20 protein-coding genes and 1 pseudogene are annotated in these 19016 nt (G+C 64.3%); 17 read left to right on the top strand and 4 right to left on the bottom strand.

The annotated features are described in order from the left end of the window. Positions 1–379: 379 nt before the first annotated feature. From PIN31009_RS23740 to PIN31009_RS23790, 11 genes are all read left to right on the top strand, one after another. A complete protein-coding gene (locus PIN31009_RS23740; RefSeq protein WP_150791760.1) occupies positions 380–2011 on the top strand; it encodes a methyl-accepting chemotaxis protein in 1632 nt (543 codons plus the stop codon). Between the two features lie 28 nt (positions 2012–2039). Then, positions 2040–2981, top strand: coding sequence for a CheR family methyltransferase (locus tag PIN31009_RS23745; protein WP_084656492.1), 942 nt, complete (start codon positions 2040–2042; stop codon positions 2979–2981). Position 2982: 1 nt separating this feature from the next. Further along, positions 2983–3657 (top strand): chemoreceptor glutamine deamidase CheD, encoded by a 675-nt coding sequence (cheD, locus tag PIN31009_RS23750; RefSeq protein ID WP_058376569.1) that lies wholly within the window; start codon positions 2983–2985, stop codon positions 3655–3657. Beyond that, entirely contained in the window at positions 3654–4733 is a 1080-nt protein-coding gene (locus tag PIN31009_RS23755; protein WP_084656491.1) for a protein-glutamate methylesterase/protein-glutamine glutaminase, read from the top strand. Before cheD ends, PIN31009_RS23755 begins: the two co-directional genes overlap by 4 nt. Before the next feature lie 129 nt (positions 4734–4862). Continuing rightward, on the top strand, positions 4863–5261 hold the full coding sequence (cheY, locus tag PIN31009_RS23760; protein ID WP_058376568.1) for a chemotaxis response regulator CheY: 399 nt from the start codon (positions 4863–4865) through the stop codon (positions 5259–5261). Continuing rightward, positions 5258–5932, top strand: a complete 675-nt coding sequence (gene cheZ, locus PIN31009_RS23765) for a protein phosphatase CheZ (protein ID WP_425495513.1) — start codon at positions 5258–5260, stop codon at positions 5930–5932. The genes cheY and cheZ overlap by 4 nt, the downstream gene beginning before the upstream one ends. A 102-nt stretch (positions 5933–6034) precedes the next feature. Beyond that, positions 6035–7177 carry a flagellar biosynthesis protein FlhB gene (gene flhB, locus PIN31009_RS23770; RefSeq protein ID WP_150682530.1) on the top strand — a complete coding sequence of 381 codons (1143 nt, stop codon included), beginning with the start codon at positions 6035–6037 and terminating at the stop codon, positions 7175–7177. A gap of 3 nt (positions 7178–7180) precedes the next feature. Beyond that, on the top strand, positions 7181–9286 hold the full coding sequence (flhA, locus tag PIN31009_RS23775; protein ID WP_150791761.1) for a flagellar biosynthesis protein FlhA: 2106 nt from the start codon (positions 7181–7183) through the stop codon (positions 9284–9286). Next, positions 9283–10575 (top strand): flagellar biosynthesis GTPase FlhF, encoded by a 1293-nt coding sequence (gene flhF / locus PIN31009_RS23780; protein WP_150791762.1) that lies wholly within the window; start codon positions 9283–9285, stop codon positions 10573–10575. Before flhA ends, flhF begins: the two co-directional genes overlap by 4 nt. Beyond that, positions 10568–11416, top strand: coding sequence for a MinD/ParA family ATP-binding protein (locus PIN31009_RS23785; RefSeq protein WP_058376564.1), 849 nt, complete (start codon positions 10568–10570; stop codon positions 11414–11416). Before flhF ends, PIN31009_RS23785 begins: the two co-directional genes overlap by 8 nt. 37 nt (positions 11417–11453) lie before the next feature. After that, positions 11454–12182, top strand: coding sequence for an RNA polymerase sigma factor FliA (locus PIN31009_RS23790; protein WP_058376563.1), 729 nt, complete (start codon positions 11454–11456; stop codon positions 12180–12182). A gap of 40 nt (positions 12183–12222) precedes the next feature. Here PIN31009_RS23790 and PIN31009_RS23795 read toward each other — a convergent pair whose 3' ends face one another. Further along, positions 12223–12597, bottom strand: coding sequence for a CBU_0592 family membrane protein (locus PIN31009_RS23795; RefSeq protein ID WP_217426836.1), 375 nt, complete (start codon positions 12595–12597; stop codon positions 12223–12225). A 6-nt stretch (positions 12598–12603) separates the two neighbouring features. Between PIN31009_RS23795 and PIN31009_RS23800 the strand changes: the two are divergent. Then, positions 12604–12828, top strand: a pseudogene (locus PIN31009_RS23800) (hypothetical protein); the annotation flags it as partial. Here the strand turns inward: PIN31009_RS23800 and PIN31009_RS23805 are convergent. The 3 genes from PIN31009_RS23805 to flgA form a co-directional block, all read right to left on the bottom strand. Beyond that, on the bottom strand, positions 12827–13285 hold the full coding sequence (locus PIN31009_RS23805) for a flagella synthesis protein FlgN (RefSeq protein ID WP_150682527.1): 459 nt from the start codon (positions 13283–13285) through the stop codon (positions 12827–12829). The pseudogene PIN31009_RS23800 and the gene PIN31009_RS23805 sit on opposite strands and share 2 nt — an antisense overlap. After that, positions 13282–13617, bottom strand: a complete 336-nt coding sequence (gene flgM / locus PIN31009_RS23810) for a flagellar biosynthesis anti-sigma factor FlgM (RefSeq protein ID WP_150791763.1) — start codon at positions 13615–13617, stop codon at positions 13282–13284. The genes PIN31009_RS23805 and flgM overlap by 4 nt, the downstream gene beginning before the upstream one ends. Before the next feature lie 126 nt (positions 13618–13743). Then, on the bottom strand, positions 13744–14796 hold the full coding sequence (gene flgA / locus PIN31009_RS23815) for a flagellar basal body P-ring formation chaperone FlgA (RefSeq protein WP_174997370.1): 1053 nt from the start codon (positions 14794–14796) through the stop codon (positions 13744–13746). Between the two features lie 430 nt (positions 14797–15226). On the opposite strand from flgA, the gene flgB reads away from it, so the two are divergent. The 5 genes from flgB to PIN31009_RS23840 all read left to right on the top strand — a co-directional run bounded on the left by flgB (position 15227) and on the right by PIN31009_RS23840 (position 18980). Then, a complete protein-coding gene (gene flgB, locus PIN31009_RS23820; protein WP_425495512.1) occupies positions 15227–15664 on the top strand; it encodes a flagellar basal body rod protein FlgB in 438 nt (145 codons plus the stop codon). Between the two features lie 5 nt (positions 15665–15669). Next, positions 15670–16074 carry a flagellar basal body rod protein FlgC gene (flgC, locus tag PIN31009_RS23825; protein ID WP_058376557.1) on the top strand — a complete coding sequence of 135 codons (405 nt, stop codon included), beginning with the start codon at positions 15670–15672 and terminating at the stop codon, positions 16072–16074. Between the two features lie 22 nt (positions 16075–16096). Further along, positions 16097–16831, top strand: coding sequence for a flagellar hook assembly protein FlgD (flgD, locus tag PIN31009_RS23830; RefSeq protein ID WP_150682524.1), 735 nt, complete (start codon positions 16097–16099; stop codon positions 16829–16831). 108 nt (positions 16832–16939) lie between these two features. Further along, positions 16940–18196 (top strand): flagellar hook protein FlgE, encoded by a 1257-nt coding sequence (gene flgE, locus PIN31009_RS23835; protein WP_150791765.1) that lies wholly within the window; start codon positions 16940–16942, stop codon positions 18194–18196. Between the two features lie 40 nt (positions 18197–18236). Beyond that, positions 18237–18980, top strand: a complete 744-nt coding sequence (locus PIN31009_RS23840; RefSeq protein WP_150791766.1) for a flagellar basal body rod protein FlgF — start codon at positions 18237–18239, stop codon at positions 18978–18980. Positions 18981–19016: the final 36 nt, after the last annotated feature.

Here is a 19016-nt window from a genome sequence, read left to right on the forward strand (position 1 = left end):
AGGCTGCCCCGGCCGCCGCACCGCTGCGCCGCCCGGCCCCGGCCGCAGCGGCCCCGGCGGCACGCACCGGCACGGACGACGCCAACGGCGATTGGGAAACGTTCTGATCGTCTTGAAGCGCGCGTTATCCCGCGATAGCGCGCCCTTCCGGCAACGCGGTACAGGCAACACGAGCATTACAAGCATTACGAGCATTCCGCGCAGTACAGGCAACACCAGCAGCAACTACAGGAAAGGTGCACGTGCCCGTCCGGAGATGGCAGCTTACAACTCCGGGTGGCGCGTGTCGGCAAGTGGCAACAATGGGTAAGACAAAAGCCGCCGTGCGTGCGGGACACGATGTCCGCGCGACGGTGAGCCGGTGGTGGAGGGTCACATCATGATGCAGTTGAGTCTCAAGGCAAAACTCTGGTCCGCGCTCGCGCTGATGTGGCTGGGTCTTTTATTGCTCGGCGGCTGGGCGTCGTGGCACGAACGCGGCACGATGCTGGCCGAGCGGCGAGACGCCGTGCAGGACATCGTGACCACCGCCGACGGCATCGTGCGCGATTACGCCGCACAGGCCGCTGCGGGCAAGATGCCCGAGGCCGAGGCCAAACAGCAGGCGATGGCGCGTCTGAAGTCGATGCGCTACGGCGACGGAGGCAGCGGCTATGTGGTCATCTTCGACACCAAGCCGACCGTGCTGATGCACCCGACGCTCACCGATCTGGTGAACAAAGACGTCTCCACCTACAAGGATTCGAACGGCAAGCTGCTCTATGTCGAAATGGCCCGCGTCGCCAAAGACAAGGGCGCAGGCTTCGTCGACTACTACGGCCGAGTGGCCGGCAGCGACAAGCGCATGGCCAAGCTCTCGTTCGTGAAGTACTTCGCGCCGTGGGACTGGGGCTTCATGAGCGGCGTGTATGTGCAGGACGTCGACGACGCGTTCCTCGCGACGCTGCTGCGCTACGGCATCGCGCTGTTGCTCATCGGCGGCATCGTCACGGCGGCCATGGTCGCGATCATCCGCAACGTACAGCGCAGCCTTGGCGGCGAGCCCGAATATGCGGCAGAAATCGCGCAACGCATTGCGGCGGGCGATCTGCAAAGTCATGTGAACGTGGCCGCGGGCGACAACACCAGCCTGCTGTTCGCGATGCAGCGCATGCAACACACGCTGGCCGACACCATCGGACAGATTCGACAAGGCACCGAGTCGATCACAACGGCAGCGCAGCAGATTGCGGCGGGCAATACCGATCTGTCGGCGCGTACGGAACAACAAGCCGCGTCGCTGGAAGAAACCGCGTCGTCGATGGAGCAGCTCACGGCGACCGTGCGCCAGAACGCCGATAACGCGCGTCAGGCCAGCCAGCTCGCGGTGACCGCGTCGGAGATCGCCTCGCGTGGCGGTCAGGTGGCCGGGCAGGTCGGCACGACGATGGATGGCATTTCGGCCAGCTCCAGCAAGATCGTCGACATCATCAGCGTGATCGACGGCATTGCCTTCCAGACCAACATCCTCGCGCTGAACGCGGCGGTGGAAGCCGCGCGTGCCGGTGAGCAGGGCCGTGGCTTCGCGGTGGTCGCAGGCGAAGTGCGCACGCTGGCGCAGCGCAGCGCGTCGGCCGCGAAGGAAATCAAGGCATTGATCGAAGAGTCGTCGCGCCGGGTGCAGGACGGCACCTCGCTGGTGGCACAAGCCGGCCAGACGATGGAAGAGATCGTGCAGGCGGTCAAGCGTGTGACCGACATCATGGGCGAGATTTCGGCGGCGTCGGCCGAGCAGTCGAACGGTATCGAGCAGGTCAATCGTGCCGTGACCCAGATGGACGAAGTCACGCAACAGAATGCGGCACTCGTGGAAGAGGCGGCTGCGGCCGCCGGGGCATTGGAATCGCAGGCGCACGAACTGCGCGCGGCGGTCTCGGTGTTCCAGACGAGCGGGGCGGGCAGCGCAAGTATTCATGCGATGAGCGCCACGCGTCGCGAAAACACGCCGCAACCGTTCGCTCGCGCGGCATAAGGCGAGCCACTGACGCCGGTGAAACTCAATGACTGACTCGCGCATTACCTCGCATACGACGCGTCGCGGCACCCCCGGTAACGAGGGTGGCGACGGCAGCCGCAGCACGGAGTTTGCCCGTGCCAGCGGGGCTGCGCTCGCGGGCGAGCGCGACTTCGCGTTCTCGCTGGCCGACTTCGGCCGCATTCGCAATCTGATTTATCAGCGTGCGGGCATCGCGCTGGCCGAACACAAGCGCGAGATGGTCTATAGCCGTATCGCACGGCGGCTGCGTGCGCTCGGCATGACGAGCTTCACCGAATATCTCGACATGCTCGAAGCCGACACCGGCGACAGCGAGTGGGAGTCGTTCACCAACGCGCTCACCACCAACCTCACGTCGTTCTTCCGCGAATCGCATCACTTCCCGCTGCTCGCCGAGTTCATCCGCAACCGCGCCAAGCCGATCTCGATCTGGTGCTGTGCGGCCTCGACCGGCGAAGAGCCGTATTCGATTGCGATGACGCTGGTCGATACGCTGGGCTCGCGGCCCAACGCCAGCGTGATTGCGACCGACGTCGACACGCAGGTGCTCGCGCGCGCCTCGGCGGCGGTCTACAACGGCGAGCAAACCGGCAAGCTCTCGCAGGAACAACTGCGCCGCCACTTTCTGCGTGGCACGGGCGCGAACGCCGGCAAGATCAAGGTGCGCCCCGAATTGCAGCAACTGGTCACCTTTGCGCCGCTCAATCTGCTCGCCCCGTCGTGGCAGCTTGGCGGGCCGTTCGACGTGATCTTCTGCCGCAACGTGATGATCTATTTCGACAAGGCGACGCAGGCGCGCATTCTCGAGCGCTTCGTGCCGTTGCTCAAACCGGACGGACTGCTCTTTGCCGGGCACTCCGAGAATTTCACGTATGTGAGCCGGGCGTTCCGTCTGCGCGGGCAGACGGTGTACGAACTGGCCGGCACCGGAGCAAGGGGAGCCTGACATGGCGCAGCCGCTGGCCGAAGCCCTCGCGACTAACCATTACTTCGACAGTGCGTTCAACACGCGCGCTGTCAAACTGCTGCCGTCCGAATACTTCGTCACGACCGAAGACATCATGCTCGTGACGGTGCTGGGCTCGTGTGTTGCCGCGTGTGTGCGCGACAACGTCACGGGCATCGGTGGCATGAATCACTTCATGCTGCCCGACGACGGCGAGAGCGACCGCGACCGGCTGCTCTCGGCGTCGATGCGCTACGGCGCGTATGCCATGGAAATGCTCATCAACGAGCTGATCAAGCTCGGGGCACGCCGTGAGCGGCTCGAAGCCAAGGTGTTTGGCGGCGGCGCCGTGCTGGCGGGCATGACCACATTGAACATCGGGGATCGCAACGCGAACTTTGTGTTGCGCTATCTCGAGACCGAGCAGATTCGCGTGACTGCGCAGGATCTGCTCGGACCGCATCCGCGCAAGGTGTGTTTTTTGCCGCGCACCGGCCGGGTGATGGTCAAAAAGTTGGGCGATCGCGGAGACCCGGCGATTGCGCAGCGCGAACAGGCGTATGCGCAGCGACTGCGCACACGCGAAGTACGGGGCTCCGTAGAACTCTTTGCGCCACCGGCCAGAACCGCCAAGCCTCGGCCGGGGCCTGACAACCGAAAAATGGAGGAGGCTTGAGCGAACCTATCAAAGTCCTGTGCGTGGACGATTCCGCACTCGTGCGCAGCCTGATGACCGAGATCATCAATGCGCAACCGGACATGACTGTGGTGGCGACCGCGCCCGACCCGCTGGTCGCGCGCGATCTCATCAAACAACACAACCCTGACGTGCTCACGCTCGACGTCGAAATGCCGCGCATGGACGGTCTGGACTTCCTCGAGAAGCTCATGCGTCTGCGGCCGATGCCGGTGTTGATGGTGTCATCGCTGACCGAGCGCGGCTCGGAAGTCACGCTGCGCGCGCTGGAACTGGGCGCGGTCGACTTCGTGACCAAGCCGCGTCTGGGCATTCGCGACGGCATGCTCGAGTACGGCGAGATGATCGCCGACAAGATTCGCGCCGCCGCGCGCGCCCGCGTGCGCAGTGCACCGCCCAAGAGCGCAACGCCGGCACCGATCGAAGCGGCGCCGCTGCTGCGCAACCCGCTGGTGTCGACTGAAAAGTTGATCATCATCGGCGCATCGACGGGCGGGACCGAAGCGATTCGCGAAGTGCTCGTGCCGATGCCGCCCGATGCGCCTGCGATTCTGATTACGCAACACATGCCGGCCGGCTTTACCAAGTCGTTCGCGCAGCGCCTGAACGGGCTTTGCCGTATCACGGTGAAGGAAGCCGAACATGGCGAGCGCGTACTGCCGGGCCACGCGTATATTGCGCCGGGTGGCGACACCCACTTGCAGCTCTCGCGTAGCGGTGCCAACTACGTGGCGTTGCTCGACCCGGCACCGCCGGTGAATCGACATCGGCCGTCGGTCGATGTATTGTTTCGCTCCGCAGCGGTTCACGCCGGGCGCAATGCGATTGGGGTGATCCTTACGGGGATGGGCCGCGACGGTGCGGCGGGGCTGGTGGAGATGCGCCGGGCAGGCGCGCACACGTTTGCGCAGGACGAAGCGAGCTGCATCGTGTTCGGCATGCCGCGCGAAGCCATTGCGATGGGCGGGGCCGAAGAGGTCGTGCCCCTGTCGGAGATGGCGCGCAAAGTGCTGCATCAGGTCGCGAAATTTGGCGAACGCACGCAACGAGTATAGTAGGGCGCTTTTCTTTTTCGCAGTATGCTTCGCATGTTTTGCGAGTACCCAGGGCACTGGAGTGCTGCGGCGAAGGCCCCATGAAATGGCGCCGGGCCCCTCGGGGGCGCCGGCCGAATTGGAGTGATGATGGTAGACAAGAACTTGAAGTTTCTGGTCGTCGACGATTTCCCGACGATGCGCCGAATTGTGCGAAACCTGCTCAAAGAGCTGGGTTTCTCGAACGTCGACGAAGCGGAAGACGGCGCGGCGGCGCTCGCCAAGCTGCGCGGCGGTAGTTTCGAATTCGTGGTTTCGGACTGGAACATGCCGAACATGGACGGCCTGACGATGCTCCAGCAGATTCGCGCCGACCCGAACCTCTCGAAGCTGCCGGTGCTGATGGTGACTGCCGAAGCTAAGAAGGAAAACATCATCGCTGCCGCGCAGGCGGGGGCGAGCGGGTATGTGGTCAAGCCGTTCACGGCCGCAACCCTTGATGAAAAGCTGGGCAAGATCTTCGAGAAAATGGAAAAGACGGGGGCCTGAGCGTGACCCACGACGCGAGCACTGAATGGCCGGTCGAGCCCAACGGGGCCGCGCCGGCAGGAGACCCGGCCGAGCGCATGCTCATGCGCATCGGGCAATTGACGCGCATGCTGCGCGACAACCTGCGCGAACTCGGCCTGGATAAACAACTCGAGCAAGCCGCTGAGGCCATTCCCGACGCGCGCGACCGGCTGAACTACGTCGCGACGATGACGGAACAGGCCGCCGTGCGCGCGCTTACCGCGATTGAACTGGCCAAGCCCATTCAGGAGCGGCTGGAAGTCGACGCCAACGCGCTCGATGCGCGCTGGGCGAGCTGGTTCGACCAGCCGCTCGAACTCGAAGACGCGCGCAAGCTGGTCACCGAGACGCGCGGCTACCTGCGCCGGGTGCCCGAAGACACCCGCGCGACCAATGCCCATCTGATGGAAATCATGATGGCGCAGGACTTTCAGGATCTGACCGGTCAGGTCATCAAGAAGATCATGGAAGTCGTGCAGGAGATCGAGAAGCACCTGTTCCAGACGCTGCTCGAGAACATGCCGCCCGAGAAGCGCAAGGAAGCGGAAGACTCTCTGCTCAACGGTCCGCAGGTCAAAAAAGAAGGTCGCACGGACATCGTGTCCGATCAAGAGCAGGTCGACGACCTGCTTGCCAGCCTCGGGTTCTGAAATACCGCCCATTCCCGCCTCTATTCCCCCCTTTGTGTCTTGACGGTTACGGACATAATCGGTCGGGATAGGGTGGGTCTGTCCGCCCGACGTGGATAGGGCATGGCTGAGGAAAGCGATCTCGAAAAATCGGAACCCGCGTCTCCCCGGCGTCTTGAAAAGGCGCGCGAGGAGGGGCAGGTTGCGCGTTCGCGCGAGCTATCCACCTTTGCCCTGCTGGCCGCCGGTGTCGCGGGCATGTGGATGACCGCCGACCGGATCTCCCAGGGCTTCGCCCAGTTGATGCGCCACGGCATGCAATTCGAGCCGGGCACCGCGCTCGACACCCACCGCATGCTCGCCAACGCCGCCCACTCGGGGGCCGACGCCCTCATGGTCATTGCCCCGCTGCTCGGCCTGCTGGTGCTGGCAGCGATCACTGCGCCCATGGCGCTGGGCGGTTGGCTCTTCTCCACCAAATCGCTCGCACCCAACTTCGGCCGGCTCAACCCGGCGAAGGGCTTGGGGCGCATGTTTTCGACGCAGGGGCTGGTCGAACTGATCAAGGCCATCGCCAAGACCCTGCTGGTGGGGTCGGTTGCTTACTGGGCGATCGCCCGCGACCGCGACGCCGTGATGGGCCTGATGACCCAGTCGCCGCGTGTGGCGCTGCCCCATGTGGGCGAGATGATCGTGGTGTGCTGCGCGTTCATCGTGATGTCGCTGCTGCTGGTGGCGGCCATCGATATCCCGTTCCAGCTTTGGCAGCACTACAAGAAGCTGCGCATGACCAAAGAGGAAGTGCGTCAGGAGAACAAGGAAAACGAAGGCGATCCGCACGTCAAAGCGCATATCCGCCAGTTGCAGCGTCAGGCGGCACGCCGGCGCATGATGCAGGACGTACCCAAGGCCGACGTGATCGTCACCAACCCGACGCACTTTGCCGTCGCGCTCGAATACAAGGACAACATGCGCGCGCCGCGCGTGCTGGCCAAGGGCACCGATCTGGTGGCCAAACGTATCCGCGAAATGGGCGAAGAGCACCGTATCCCGATTCTCGAAGCCCCGCCGCTGGCCCGTGCGCTGCATAAGCACGTGGAAATCGGTCACGAAATTCCGGCCACGCTCTACACGGCCGTGGCCGAAGTGCTTGCGTGGGTCTTCCAGCTTCGCCGCTGGCGTAACGAAGGGGGCGCCGAGCCGCGCACCCCGTCGGATCTGCCGGTCCCGGCTGAACTCGACGCGCTGCCGCGCGCCGGAGCGTAACGAATGAACCTCAACCCCCGCGCGAACCAGTTTCTGCGCTCGTCCCAAACGTTGCTCGGCGGCAACCTGAAGTCACTCGCCGCGCCGGTGCTGATCGTCATGATTCTGGGCATGATGATCCTCCCGTTGCCGCCGTTCATCCTGGATCTGCTCTTTACGTTCAACATCGCGCTGGCCGTGATGGTGCTGCTGGTCAGCATGTACACGCAAAAGCCGCTCGACTTTGCGGCGTTCCCGAGCGTGCTGCTGTTCTCCACGCTGCTGCGCCTGTCGCTGAACGTGGCGTCCACCCGGGTGGTGCTGCTCGAAGGTCACACCGGCCCGGATGCGGCCGGCAAGGTGATCGAGGCGTTCGGCCACTTCCTCGTCGGCGGCAACTACGCCGTGGGTATCGTGGTGTTCATCATCCTCGTGGTCATCAACTTCATGGTGATCACCAAGGGTGCCGGCCGTATCGCCGAAGTGGGCGCGCGTTTTACCTTGGACGCCATGCCGGGTAAGCAGATGGCCATCGACGCCGACCTGAACGCCGGCCTGATCGGGGAAGACGAAGCGCGCAAGCGCCGCACGGTGATCGCGCAGGAAGCCGACTTCTACGGCTCGATGGACGGTGCATCGAAGTTCGTGCGCGGCGATGCGGTGGCGGGCCTGATGATCATGGTCATCAACATCGTCGGCGGCCTGATCGTCGGCGTGGCCCAGCACGGTCTGGACATCGGCACGGCCGCCAAGAACTACACGCTGCTCACGATCGGTGACGGTCTGGTCGCGCAGATCCCGGCACTGGTGATCTCGACGGCGGCCGGTGTGGTCGTCTCGCGCGTGGCGACCGACGAAGACATTGGTCAGCAGGTCGTCTCGCAGCTGTTCAACAACCCCCGCGTGCTGGGCATTACGGCCGCGATTCTCGGGTTGATGGGCCTGATTCCGGGCATGCCGCACTTTGCCTTTCTGGTGCTGGCCGTCGGGTTGGGCGCACTGGCCCGCTGGCAGCATCAGCGCACCGAGCGCGCCAAGCAGGAATCGACGCGTCCCGCGCCGGTCGCGGCGTCGGCACCCAGCGAAGTGGCCGAAGCCTCGTGGGATGACGTGGCGCTGGTCGACCCGCTGGGGCTGGAAGTCGGTTACCGCCTGATTCCGCTGGTGGACCGCAATCAAGACGGCGAGCTGCTCAAACGCATCAAGGGCATTCGCAAGAAATTCGCGCAGGAAATCGGCTTCCTCGCGCCGGTGGTGCACATTCGCGACAATCTGGAGCTGCGCCCGAACCAATACCGCATCACGCTCAAGGGCGTGATCATCGGCGAAGGCGAAGCGTATCCGGGGCAACTGCTCGCGATCGATCCGGGTCAGGTCAGCGCACCGCTGCAAGGCACGCCCACGCGCGATCCGGCCTTCGGCCTGCCGGCCACATGGATCGACGTGGGTCAGCGCGATCAAGCGCAGGCTTACGGTTACACGGTGGTCGATGCCGGTACGGTCGTGGCGACCCACCTGAACCACTTGATCAACGGGCACGCCCACGAATTGCTCGGCCGTCAGGAAGTGCAGCAGCTCATCGAGCGTATCGGCAAGGACGCGCCGAAGCTTATCGAAGACCTGGTGCCCAAGACGGTCGCCCTCACCACGCTGCAAAAAGTGCTGCAAAACCTGCTCGAAGAGCAGGTGCCGATTCGCGATATGCGCACCATCATCGATGCGATCTCCGAACATGGCGCGCGCGTACAAGACCCGCACGAACTCACGGCGCTGGTGCGCCTGTCGCTGGGCCGCGCGATCACGCAGAGCGTGTTCCCGGGCAACGGTGACCTCGAAGTGGTTGGCCTCGACGCCAATCTCGAACGCATTCTGACGCAGGCGTTGTCCGCTGGCGGGGGTACCGGTCTGGAGCCGGGCCTCGCCGACACGCTGTTGCGCGAAACACAGGCAGCCGTGGCGCGTCAGGAGCGTCAGGGGCTGCCGGCCGTCTTGCTGGTTCAACATCCGCTGCGTTCGCTGCTCTCGCGCTTCTTGCGCCGCAGCCTGCCGCAGCTCAAGGTTCTGTCGTATGCGGAAGTGCCTGATACGCGCAACGTGAAAATGACGGCACTCATCGGAGGTCAAGCGTGAAGATTCGTAAATTCTTTGCGGGCACGTGCCGCGACGCACTGCGCCAGATTCGCGAGGAAATCGGACCCGACGCGGTCGTGTTGTCCAATCGTTCGGTCGCTAACGGCGTGGAAATCGTCGCGCTGGCGGAAGAGGATCTGGACGCACTCGCCGGCGGCGACATGCCGACGCACCGGCCACGTCCGCGTCCGGCCCAGCCCATCCAAGCCGCTCAGCCGGTGGCGGCTGCACCGGCCGCGTTCGCCGGGCCCTCGGCCTCGGTGCAGGACGCCGCGGCGGCCAGCGCATTTGCGCAGAGCATGATGGGTGAGCTTCAGTCCATGCGCGGTCTGCTCGAAGAGCAGGTGGCGGGGCTGGTGTGGAACGACAAGCAGCGCCGCTCGCCGGCGCAGGGCGAGATTCTGCGCACGCTGCTGGCCGCCGGGTTCTCGGCACAACTGGGCCGTGCGTTGCTGGAACACCTGCCTGAAGGCAGCGACCGCAATGCCGGACTCGACTGGGTAAAGAACGCGCTCAAGCGCAATCTGCCCGTCATGCCCAATGAAGACGAACTGATGGAGCGCGGTGGCGTGTATGCGCTCATGGGGCCGACCGGCGTGGGCAAGACCACGACGACGGCCAAGCTGGCGGCACGTTGCGTGATGCGTCACGGCGCCGAGAAGCTCGCACTGCTCACGACCGACAGCTACCGTATCGGCGGTCACGAGCAACTGCGCATCTACGGCAAGATTCTCGGTGTGACGGTGCATGCGGTGAAAGACGCGACGGATCTGCGTCTTGCGCTGACCGAATTGCGCAACAAGCATATGGTGCTGATCGATACGGTCGGCATGAGCCAGCGCGACCGCACCGTGCCCGAGCAAGTGGCGATGTTGTGCGGGGCCGAGACGCCGGTGCAGCGCCTGTTGTTGCTCAACGCGACGAGCCATGGCGACACGCTCAATGAAGTAGTGCATGCCTACCGGAGCGCGAGTGCCGAAGGTGGCAGCGATCTGGCCGGGTGTATTCTGACGAAGCTGGACGAAACCACCAACCTCGGGTCGGTGCTCGACACGGTGATTCGTCATCGTCTGCCGGTGCATTACGTGTCGACGGGACAGCGTGTGCCGGAGAACCTGCACGTGGCGGATCGTCAGTTCCTGATCGACACGGCGTTGTCGGCGCCGGTGACCGGGTCGCCGTTCGTGCCGGCCGAGGAAGATCTGATGGCGGTTGTGCGCGGGGTCGATCCTAACTACAGCGGGCTGTTTGCGCCCGCCCAACCTTCAGGCGAGGCGTGCTTTGGTTAAACTCGTACTCGATCAAGCGGAAGGGCTGCGCCGGTTGGTGGCGCGCCATACCACGCGCGTCGTCGCGGTGGTGGGAAGTGCGCCTGAAGCCGGTCAGACGAGTGTTGCCCTCAATCTGGCCAGTGCGCTGGCCCATCATGGTCAGGATGTCGTGCTGGCCGACGAAAGCGGCCATGCCGCGCCCGCCATGGGGTTGCCGCTGCGCGGCGACATTCATGACGTGTTGGCGGGGCGGGTCTCGCCCGACGCCGTTCGGGTGAGTACGCGCGACAATTTTGTCCTGGTGCCGGTGGCGCACCGTCATCCCGAGCGCATCGACCCGGTGCGGGCCATGCCGTTGCTCACCGTGGGCGAGCCGGACGTGGTCGTCATCGACTGCACGCATGCAGGTGCGTTGCTGAGTCCGTTGGCGGCGCATGCGCACGATGTGCTGGTGGTGCTGGGGTGTGAGCCGGCGTCGATCACGGGGGCGTACTCGTGGATCAAGCAGGCCCATTTCGAATATGCGTTGGCGCAGTTCCGGGTGTTGGTGAATCGCGCTGAGGATGTGGAAGCGCGCGTGGTGTGCCGCAATCTGGCCACGACCGCGAGCCGGTATCTGGCGGTGTCGCTGGAGCTGGCGGGTCATGTGCCGTCGGACCGGCAGGTGTTGCGCGCGCGACAGCTGACGCGCACGGTGGTCGATGCGTTCCCGATGGCCCCGGCGGCGGTGGCGTATCGTCAGTTGGCGGCACAGGTGATGCATTGGCCGTTGGCGGCACGCGAGACAGTGGCCGCGGGCATGGCTGATATGGGCGAGATGGCGCATGGCGCGGGCGTATTGCCTGCGGCCACCGCCTGAGCGCCACGGCACGCGTCGAGAGGAAGCGGAGGGAAACATGTATACCGCGCGCGGGAAGGTCGACACGAACGACACGCTGACCCAATACGCGCCGTTGGTGCGCCGACTGGCGCTGCAATTGATGGCCAAGCTGCCGGCGAGTGTGGAACTGGAAGACCTGATTCAGGCCGGCATGCTGGGGCTGCTCGATGCAGCGAACCGGTATCAGGAAACGCAGGGTGCGCAGTTCGAGACGTACGCGAGTCAGCGCATTCGCGGCGCGATGCTTGACGAGTTGCGCGAGCTGGACTGGGCGTCACGCGGCATTCGCAAGACGGCGCGTCAGATCGAGAAGGCGGTGCAGCGGCTGGAGCAACGGCTGGGCCGTGGCCCGTCGGAGAGCGAGATTGCGGGCGAGCTGTCGATCGGGCTGACTGAGTATCAGCAGATGTTGCAGGACGTGCACGGCTGCCAGTTGATCTACTACGAAGACTTCGAATCGGCGGATGAAGAGCCGTTCATCGACCGGATTTGCGCAGACCCGGGGGCGGACCCGCTCAAGATGCTGCTCGACGAGGGGTTGCGTCACGGTGTGGTGGATGCGATCGACCGGCTGCCGGACCGCGAGAAGTTGCTGATGAGTCTGTACTACGAGCAAGGGCTGAACCTGCGCGAGATCGGTGCGGTGCTCGAAGTCAGCGAATCGCGCGTATGCCAGTTGCACAGTCAGGCGATTTCACGCTTGCGCGCGACGCTGCGCGACAAGGCGTGGACGTCGGCGGGCTAAGTCACCAAGGCATTACGGCGTTAGCCGAACAGAAAAGCCCTCAGGCGCTCGCGCGTCTGAGGGCTTTTTGCAATCCGTAGAGGCTGATCGCGCCCCAGAAGATTTCGATCAGCAGGGACGCCGGATTCGGGTTGTAGACGAGGGACACCGTAATCAAAGCCGAGCCGCTGAGATTGATCGCTGGAAAGCGCCAATCGCCGGATGACAGCCGGTCTGTCTGATTCAGGCAGTAGGCAAGCACCACGAATGCGGCACCGAGGATGCCGAGGAAATCGGGCAAAGACAAATGCATGGTCAGGCGGCGAGTGGTCCCGATGAACGCGGGATCGTACGTGGCAAATGTGCCCCTTGTCCGTCGGCGCAAGATTTTTCGGACAATTCGCGATTGAAGCACCGTGACCGATCCCGGCATCATTGCCGGATGACTTCATCACCGAATATCTACCACCGGCGTTCCGCGCCCGCAGCCGCCGACCAATACACCTACTACCTGACGTGGTCACAGGAAGATAACGAACACGTCGGCCTGTGTGCCGAGTTTCCGTCGCTGTCGTGGCTAGATGCGACGCCTGACGGCGCGCTGAGGGGGATACGCGAGGTCGTGGCCGAAGTGGTGGCCGAGATGCAGATGAATGGTGAGGCGATTACGCCGTCACACTCCCACCGCTAGAGCGCGGCGTGGTGCGGCCGTCGGGGCCGTAGAGCGGGGCGTTCTGTTCCGGGCCGTAGAGCACGTTCAGCGCCTGCTGCGTGTACGTCAGGCGGGTGCGGATGAGTACGCCGTTGGTCTCGTTGGCGCGCTTGGCTTCGGCCGCTGCGCTCAACAATGCCTGCCACGCGGCGCCCAGACGCGGTTCGCTGGCGGCGGCCGCCGTCGCACCGGCTTCATCCGGCGAATAGCCCAGCACCTGAAGCTGCGCATCGCGCTCGCGACCAAGCGTCGCGAGGTCGGCAACCGCACGCGTCTTGCGCTCGGTCAGCTCTGGCAGCGCGTCGAGCGTGCCACTGACCAAAGCCTGCTGTTCTTCGCCAAGCAACGTCGAAAACGCGTTGATCGCGTTCGTTTCGGTCGTGAGGGCAGTCAGCAGGGCTTCGGTGTTCATGACTTCGATTGCGTGGGAAGCAAACTGCGCGCGGTCTCGATGAGGCCGTCCGCAATCTTGCTGGTATCAATGGTAAGACGTCCTTCCACAATCGCTTGCTTGATCTCGGCCACTTTGGCGACGTCGATGTCGGCCGACCCCGTTTGGGCCAGTGCCGCCTGCAACGCGCGCATTTCCGACGACAACGCGCTCGTGCTCACGCTCGCGTCGTTACCGGCCGCAGGCGTAGCCGCGCCGTCAGCGCTCGCAGCGCCGGTGCTCGTCCGATCGGTCGTCGTCCCCTTCGTCGGGCCGACGCCGGGCAACGGATTGGCGGGTGGTTCGATTTTCATGTGCTTTCCCCAGAAACCTGCCTGTGTAACGGCATTATCCGCTGTAACTTTAGGCAAGTAACATCCTGTTACCAGTTCAAGTGCCCGGGTGAAGTCAGCAAATTCTTGGTAAGAGTGAATACTTACTTATAGTGCAACTTCGACTTCGATGTTGCCCTGTTTGTTGCTTTTCACGGTGCCGCTAATGACCTGACCGGCACGCGTACGCACCTGCACGGGGTCGCCAGCACTGGCCCGCGACAGCACCTGACCTTCGGTGCTCACCTCAAAACCAGAGCCACGCGTGACCACGCGCACCGTCTGGCCTTGCTGCACCGCGATGGCGCTGCGCAACAGGTCGGAACGAATCGGCAGACCCGACGTAATACGGTTCACGGCCACGGTGCCCACGATCTGCCCGGCATCGGTCGCCACCGTGCGCGGCAGCAGCGTGAGATCGCCCTGACGCGGCGACAGATCGTTCGGGCCGATGGTCTCGCCCGGGTTGATCTGGCGCGCGGCCACGAAATAGGTCGCGTTGATGCTCACGCGGGCTTGCAGGTACAGCGTCCACGGGCGCTCGCCCGCGCAACGCACGCCCACCGTGGTCGAGCCCCACAGGCGCGCGCCCGGCGGCAGGAACGGCTCAAGCGCGCCGCACGCCGGCATGCGGTCCGACACCGCATCACCCACCGTGATCGTCACGCGTCCGGGCAACCCGGTCGTCTGCTCGCGCAGAAACCGCTCGGCAGTCTGCCGCACGGCTTCCGTATTCTGGAACTGGGAATTGTTCTGGGGGGCTTGCGTGGCTTGCTGCGCCGGGGCACTTGCCACGCCGCCGTTCGCACCGCCATTGGAGTAGCCGTTGTTGGCGTTCACCGCAGCTGCCGGGGCAACCGAGCGTGGATTGTTCGGTACGTTGGTCGCTACGCCACCCGCTGCGGCATTGTTGCCGGGAATGACGATGGCGCCGGGGCCGAGGGTATCGCCGAGATTCTGGGCGTTCGGATCGGTGGCGATGCCCTGCGCGGGATTGGCTGCATGCGCAATACCGGCAACGCCTGCAAGGCCGAAACCACCCGCCAGTGCCAGTACCGATGCCAGCAGGCCGGAGCGCAGTACGGCCGTGCGCCGGCCATGCCGCAGCGCTTGTCGCGCGCGGGAGGCCAAGGCGGAACTGCCGCCGAACTTGCCAGCCATGCTCTCTCTCCTTGCGGCGCGGCCCGCTGTTGCGTCAGCCGCACGCTCAACCATCCGGGACGTCGCGTCCCTCTTCAGAAGCCGACGGCACCGGGCAGCGCTCCTGTGCCTGGGGGGCGAGCTCCGCCCGATGCCGTCAGGAAGCCATTCTAGAGACGTCCGGCCCCGCGCTATGGGTCGAAATGGCGGTCAATACCCTTGCTATTCCTCCGATTGAACCGAGGGGGTGAGGCATACGATGCGAAGCATGCCAAAAGGTCCGTACTTTTTTCGGACCCGGCAGGGCATCCCGTCTGTACACGTCGATGAGCCAGCGCTCAGCGGCGACACCGCAGACGCCGGTGGACACCGAGTGCGGTGTCCCGGGCAGCGGGAGCCATCTTCTTCAGCAGTACCGGGCATCAAGGCAAGCATCGAGCGAGGCGAGATCATGGACAAACTGGACGCGGCACTGCGATTCAATCAGCAGGCGTTAGCCATGCGCGCCTATCGTCAGGAAGTCATTTCCTCGAACATCGCCAATGCCGATACCCCGGGCTACAAGTCGCGCGACGTCGACTTCAACAACGCGTTGAGTCAGGCGGTCGAGCGCGGCGCCCAGCAGCAACTCGCCACCGAGTCGAGCGTGTCGCTCACGCGCACCTCCTCGCGCCATATCGCTGCGCGCGCCACGACGCCGGCCCCGGCCATGGGCAGCCCCGAATTGCTTTACCGCGTGCCGTATCAGCAAAGCATCGACGGCAACACCGTCGAACTCGACGCCGAGCGGGTGAACTTCGCCGATAACGCCGTGCATTACCAAACGGGCCTCACGGTCCTCTCCAGCCAGATCAAGACGATGCTGGCGGCCATCACGAGTCAAGGGTAAGCGCCATGCCACTCATGAGCATTTTCGATGTCGCCGGGTCGGCCATGACGGCCCAGTCGCAGCGCATGAACGTCACCGCCAGCAATCTGGCCAACGCCGAGAGCGTGACCGGGCCGGACGGGCAGCCGTACCGCGCCAAGCAGGTCGTGTTTCAGGTGAACCCGGTGACGGGCAGCGAAGTGGGCGGTGTAAAGGTGGCCGGCGTGGTCGAAGACTCGTCGCCGCTCAAGACCGTCTACGACCCGAAGAACCCGGCGGCCAACGCGCAGGGCTACGTGACGATGCCCAACGTCAACCCGGTGGAGGAGATGGTCAACATGATCTCCGCCTCCCGCTCCTATCAGGCCAACGTCGAGGCGCTCAACACCGCCAAGACGCTGATGCTCAAAACCCTCACGGTCGGCCAATAAGCAGCCGCGCGGAGACCAGAAGATGGCAAGTATCAATACGTCGAACGCAGCGAATTTCTCGCAGACTTTCCTCGATTCGGTCAACGGCACCGCCAACAGCAGCAGCTCGAGCTCCAAATCGTCGGCCGGCAGCGCGGACGATTTGCAGAACAGCTTCCTGAAATTGCTCGTCGCTCAGATGAACAATCAGGATCCGCTGAACCCGATGGACAACTCGCAGGTGACCTCGCAGCTCGCGCAGATCAGCACGGTCTCGGGCATCACCCAGTTGAACACCACGCTGTCGTCGGTGACCTCGCAGCTCAACTCGACGCAGAGCCTGCAAGCCGCGGCACTGGTCGGCAAGGGCGTGCTGATCCCGGGCACCAACATCGGCGTGGGCAGCACCACGGCGACCGACGGCACGGTGACCAAGACGGCCACGCCGTTCGGCTTCGAACTGCCGAGCGACGCCGACACCGTCACGATCCAGATCAAGGACAGCACCGGCAAGGTGGTGCGTACCGTCAACGCGGGTGCGCTCGATGCGGGCGTGCAGGCGCTCACGTGGGACGCCAAGGACGACGCGGGCAATGCCGTGGCGGATGGCAAGTACACGCTGGCGGTCACCGCAACGTCCAACGGCAAGGCCGTGACGCCGACGCTGCTGTCGTACGCGCAGGTGCAAAGCGTGGTGGCCAGCACCACCGGCGCGCCGCTGCTCAACGTCGGCACGGGCTCGAACATCAAGCTCTCGGACGTGCGCGAGATCTTGTAAGCCGCGTGTGACACCGAATACGTATCAAGCGACATAACAAGCGAAGTCAGTCTTTAACCGTTTTATCGCGACCGATAGCGTCGTCAACCGAATTTCAGGAGTATCACCATGGCCTTTTCGACCGGACTGAGCGGCCTGAACGCCGCCTCCAAGGATCTGGACGTCATCGGCAACAACGTTGCCAACGCGGCGACCGTCGGCTTCAAGCAGGGTCAGGCGCAATTCGCCGACATCTACGCCAGCTCGCTGTTCGGCGCCGGCAACAACACGGTCGGTATCGGCACGCGCGTGTCGAACATTGCGCAGCAGTTCACGCAGGGCGACATCACCGTGACGAACCGTCAGCTCGATCTGGCGATCTCCGGCAACGGTTTCTTCCGCGTGTCGAACGGCGGCACCATCGCCTACACGCGTAACGGTCAGTTCTCGCTCGACAAGAACGGCTACATCGTCGATGCCAATGGCGACCAGCTGACCGGCTATCTGGCCGGCCCGAACGGCATCATCAACAGCGTGTCGCCGGTCGCTCTGCAAATTCCGACGGGCGATCTGGCCCCGACGGCCACGAGCACGATCACCGGTCAGTTCAACCTCGACTCGCGCAGCGCCGTGAACACCACGACGTTCTCGATCACCGATCCGAACTCGTACACCAACGGTACGTCGCTCAAGGTCTACGACTCGCTGGGCAATTCCCACGACGTGAACCTGTACTTCAAGAAGTCGGCCGTCGACCCGGCGACGAACAACGCCACGTGGCAGGTCTACGCGTCCGTCGATGGCACGACGCAGATCGGCACCGGCCCGGTCGCAACGCTCACGTTCAACTCGGCAGGCAGCCTGGTTGCGCAAACGGACTCGACGGGCACTGCCGTCACTGGCCCGATCACGCTGCCGACGATTGCGTACGGCAACGGCGCATCGGCGGGCAACATCAAGATGAGCCTGACGGGCACGACGCAGTACGGCAACACGTACACGCCGAACACGCTCACGCAGAACGGTTACACGTCGGGCCGCCTGACGGGCTTCACGTTCAACGCGGACGGCACGATCGTCGGTACGTACTCGAACACGCAGTCGATGGTGCTCGGCCAAGTGGCCCTCGCCAACTTCAACAACGTGCAGGGTCTGATCCCGATGGGCAACAACCTCTGGCAAGAGTCGGCCGCCTCGGGTATCCCCATCGTCGGCGTGCCGGGCGGTACGAACATGGGCAAGCTGCAAGCCGGTGCCGTCGAAGCCTCGAACGTCGATCTGACCGCCGAACTGGTCCACATGATCACCGCGCAGCGCAACTATCAGGCCAACGCGCAGACGATCAAGACGGAAGACCAGTTGATGCAAACGATGGTCAACCTGTAAGCGGAGCGGCGCGCATGCGTAACTTGCACGAGGGACGTCGATGGATCGTCTGATCTATGTCGCCATGACTGGCGCGAAGCAGGCGATGGAGCAGCAATCGACCACCGCCAACAATCTGGCCAACGTCTCGACGCCGGGCTTTCGGGCCCAGCTCGCCTCGTTCCGTCAGGTGCCGGTGCGCGCCGAAGACGGCGCTGCCGGCACGCGTACCTTCGTCACGACTTCGACGCCGGGCACCGACTTCACGCCCGGCGCGATGCAGCAAACGGGTCGCGCGCTCGACGTCGCCATTCAGGGACAAGGCTGGCTGGCCGTGCGCGATGCGCAGGGCCGCGAAGCCTACACCCGTGGCGGCAACCTCGAAATGACGGCAGACGGCCAGATCACGCTGCACGGTCTGCCGGTCATGACCGACGCCGGGCCGGCCGCCGTGCCGCCGGGCGCGGCCGTGACCATCGGCACCGACGGCACGATTTCGGCGCTGGGGCAGGGCGATCCGCCCAACTCGATCGCTGTGATGGGGCAGTTGAAGCTGGTCAATCCGCCGGAAGGCAATCTGGTGCGCGGCGACGACGGCTTGTTCCGTACGGGCAACAACGCACCGGTACAAGTCGACCCGAATGTCGTCGTGGTCGCAGGCTCGATCGAGAACAGCAACGTCAACCCGGTCAGTAGTCTGGTCAACATGATTTCGCAGTCGCGTGCGTTTGAAATGCAGATGAAGATGCTGCAAACGGCCGATACCAACGAGCAGTCCGCCAACCAGTTGCTGAATTTCAGCTAACGGGCCGACGGCGCGCCACACCCGGCGCGCCACGAC

It is taken from the genome of Pandoraea iniqua (genome assembly GCF_902459685.1).
GTDB classification, from domain to species: domain Bacteria; phylum Pseudomonadota; class Gammaproteobacteria; order Burkholderiales; family Burkholderiaceae; genus Pandoraea; species Pandoraea iniqua.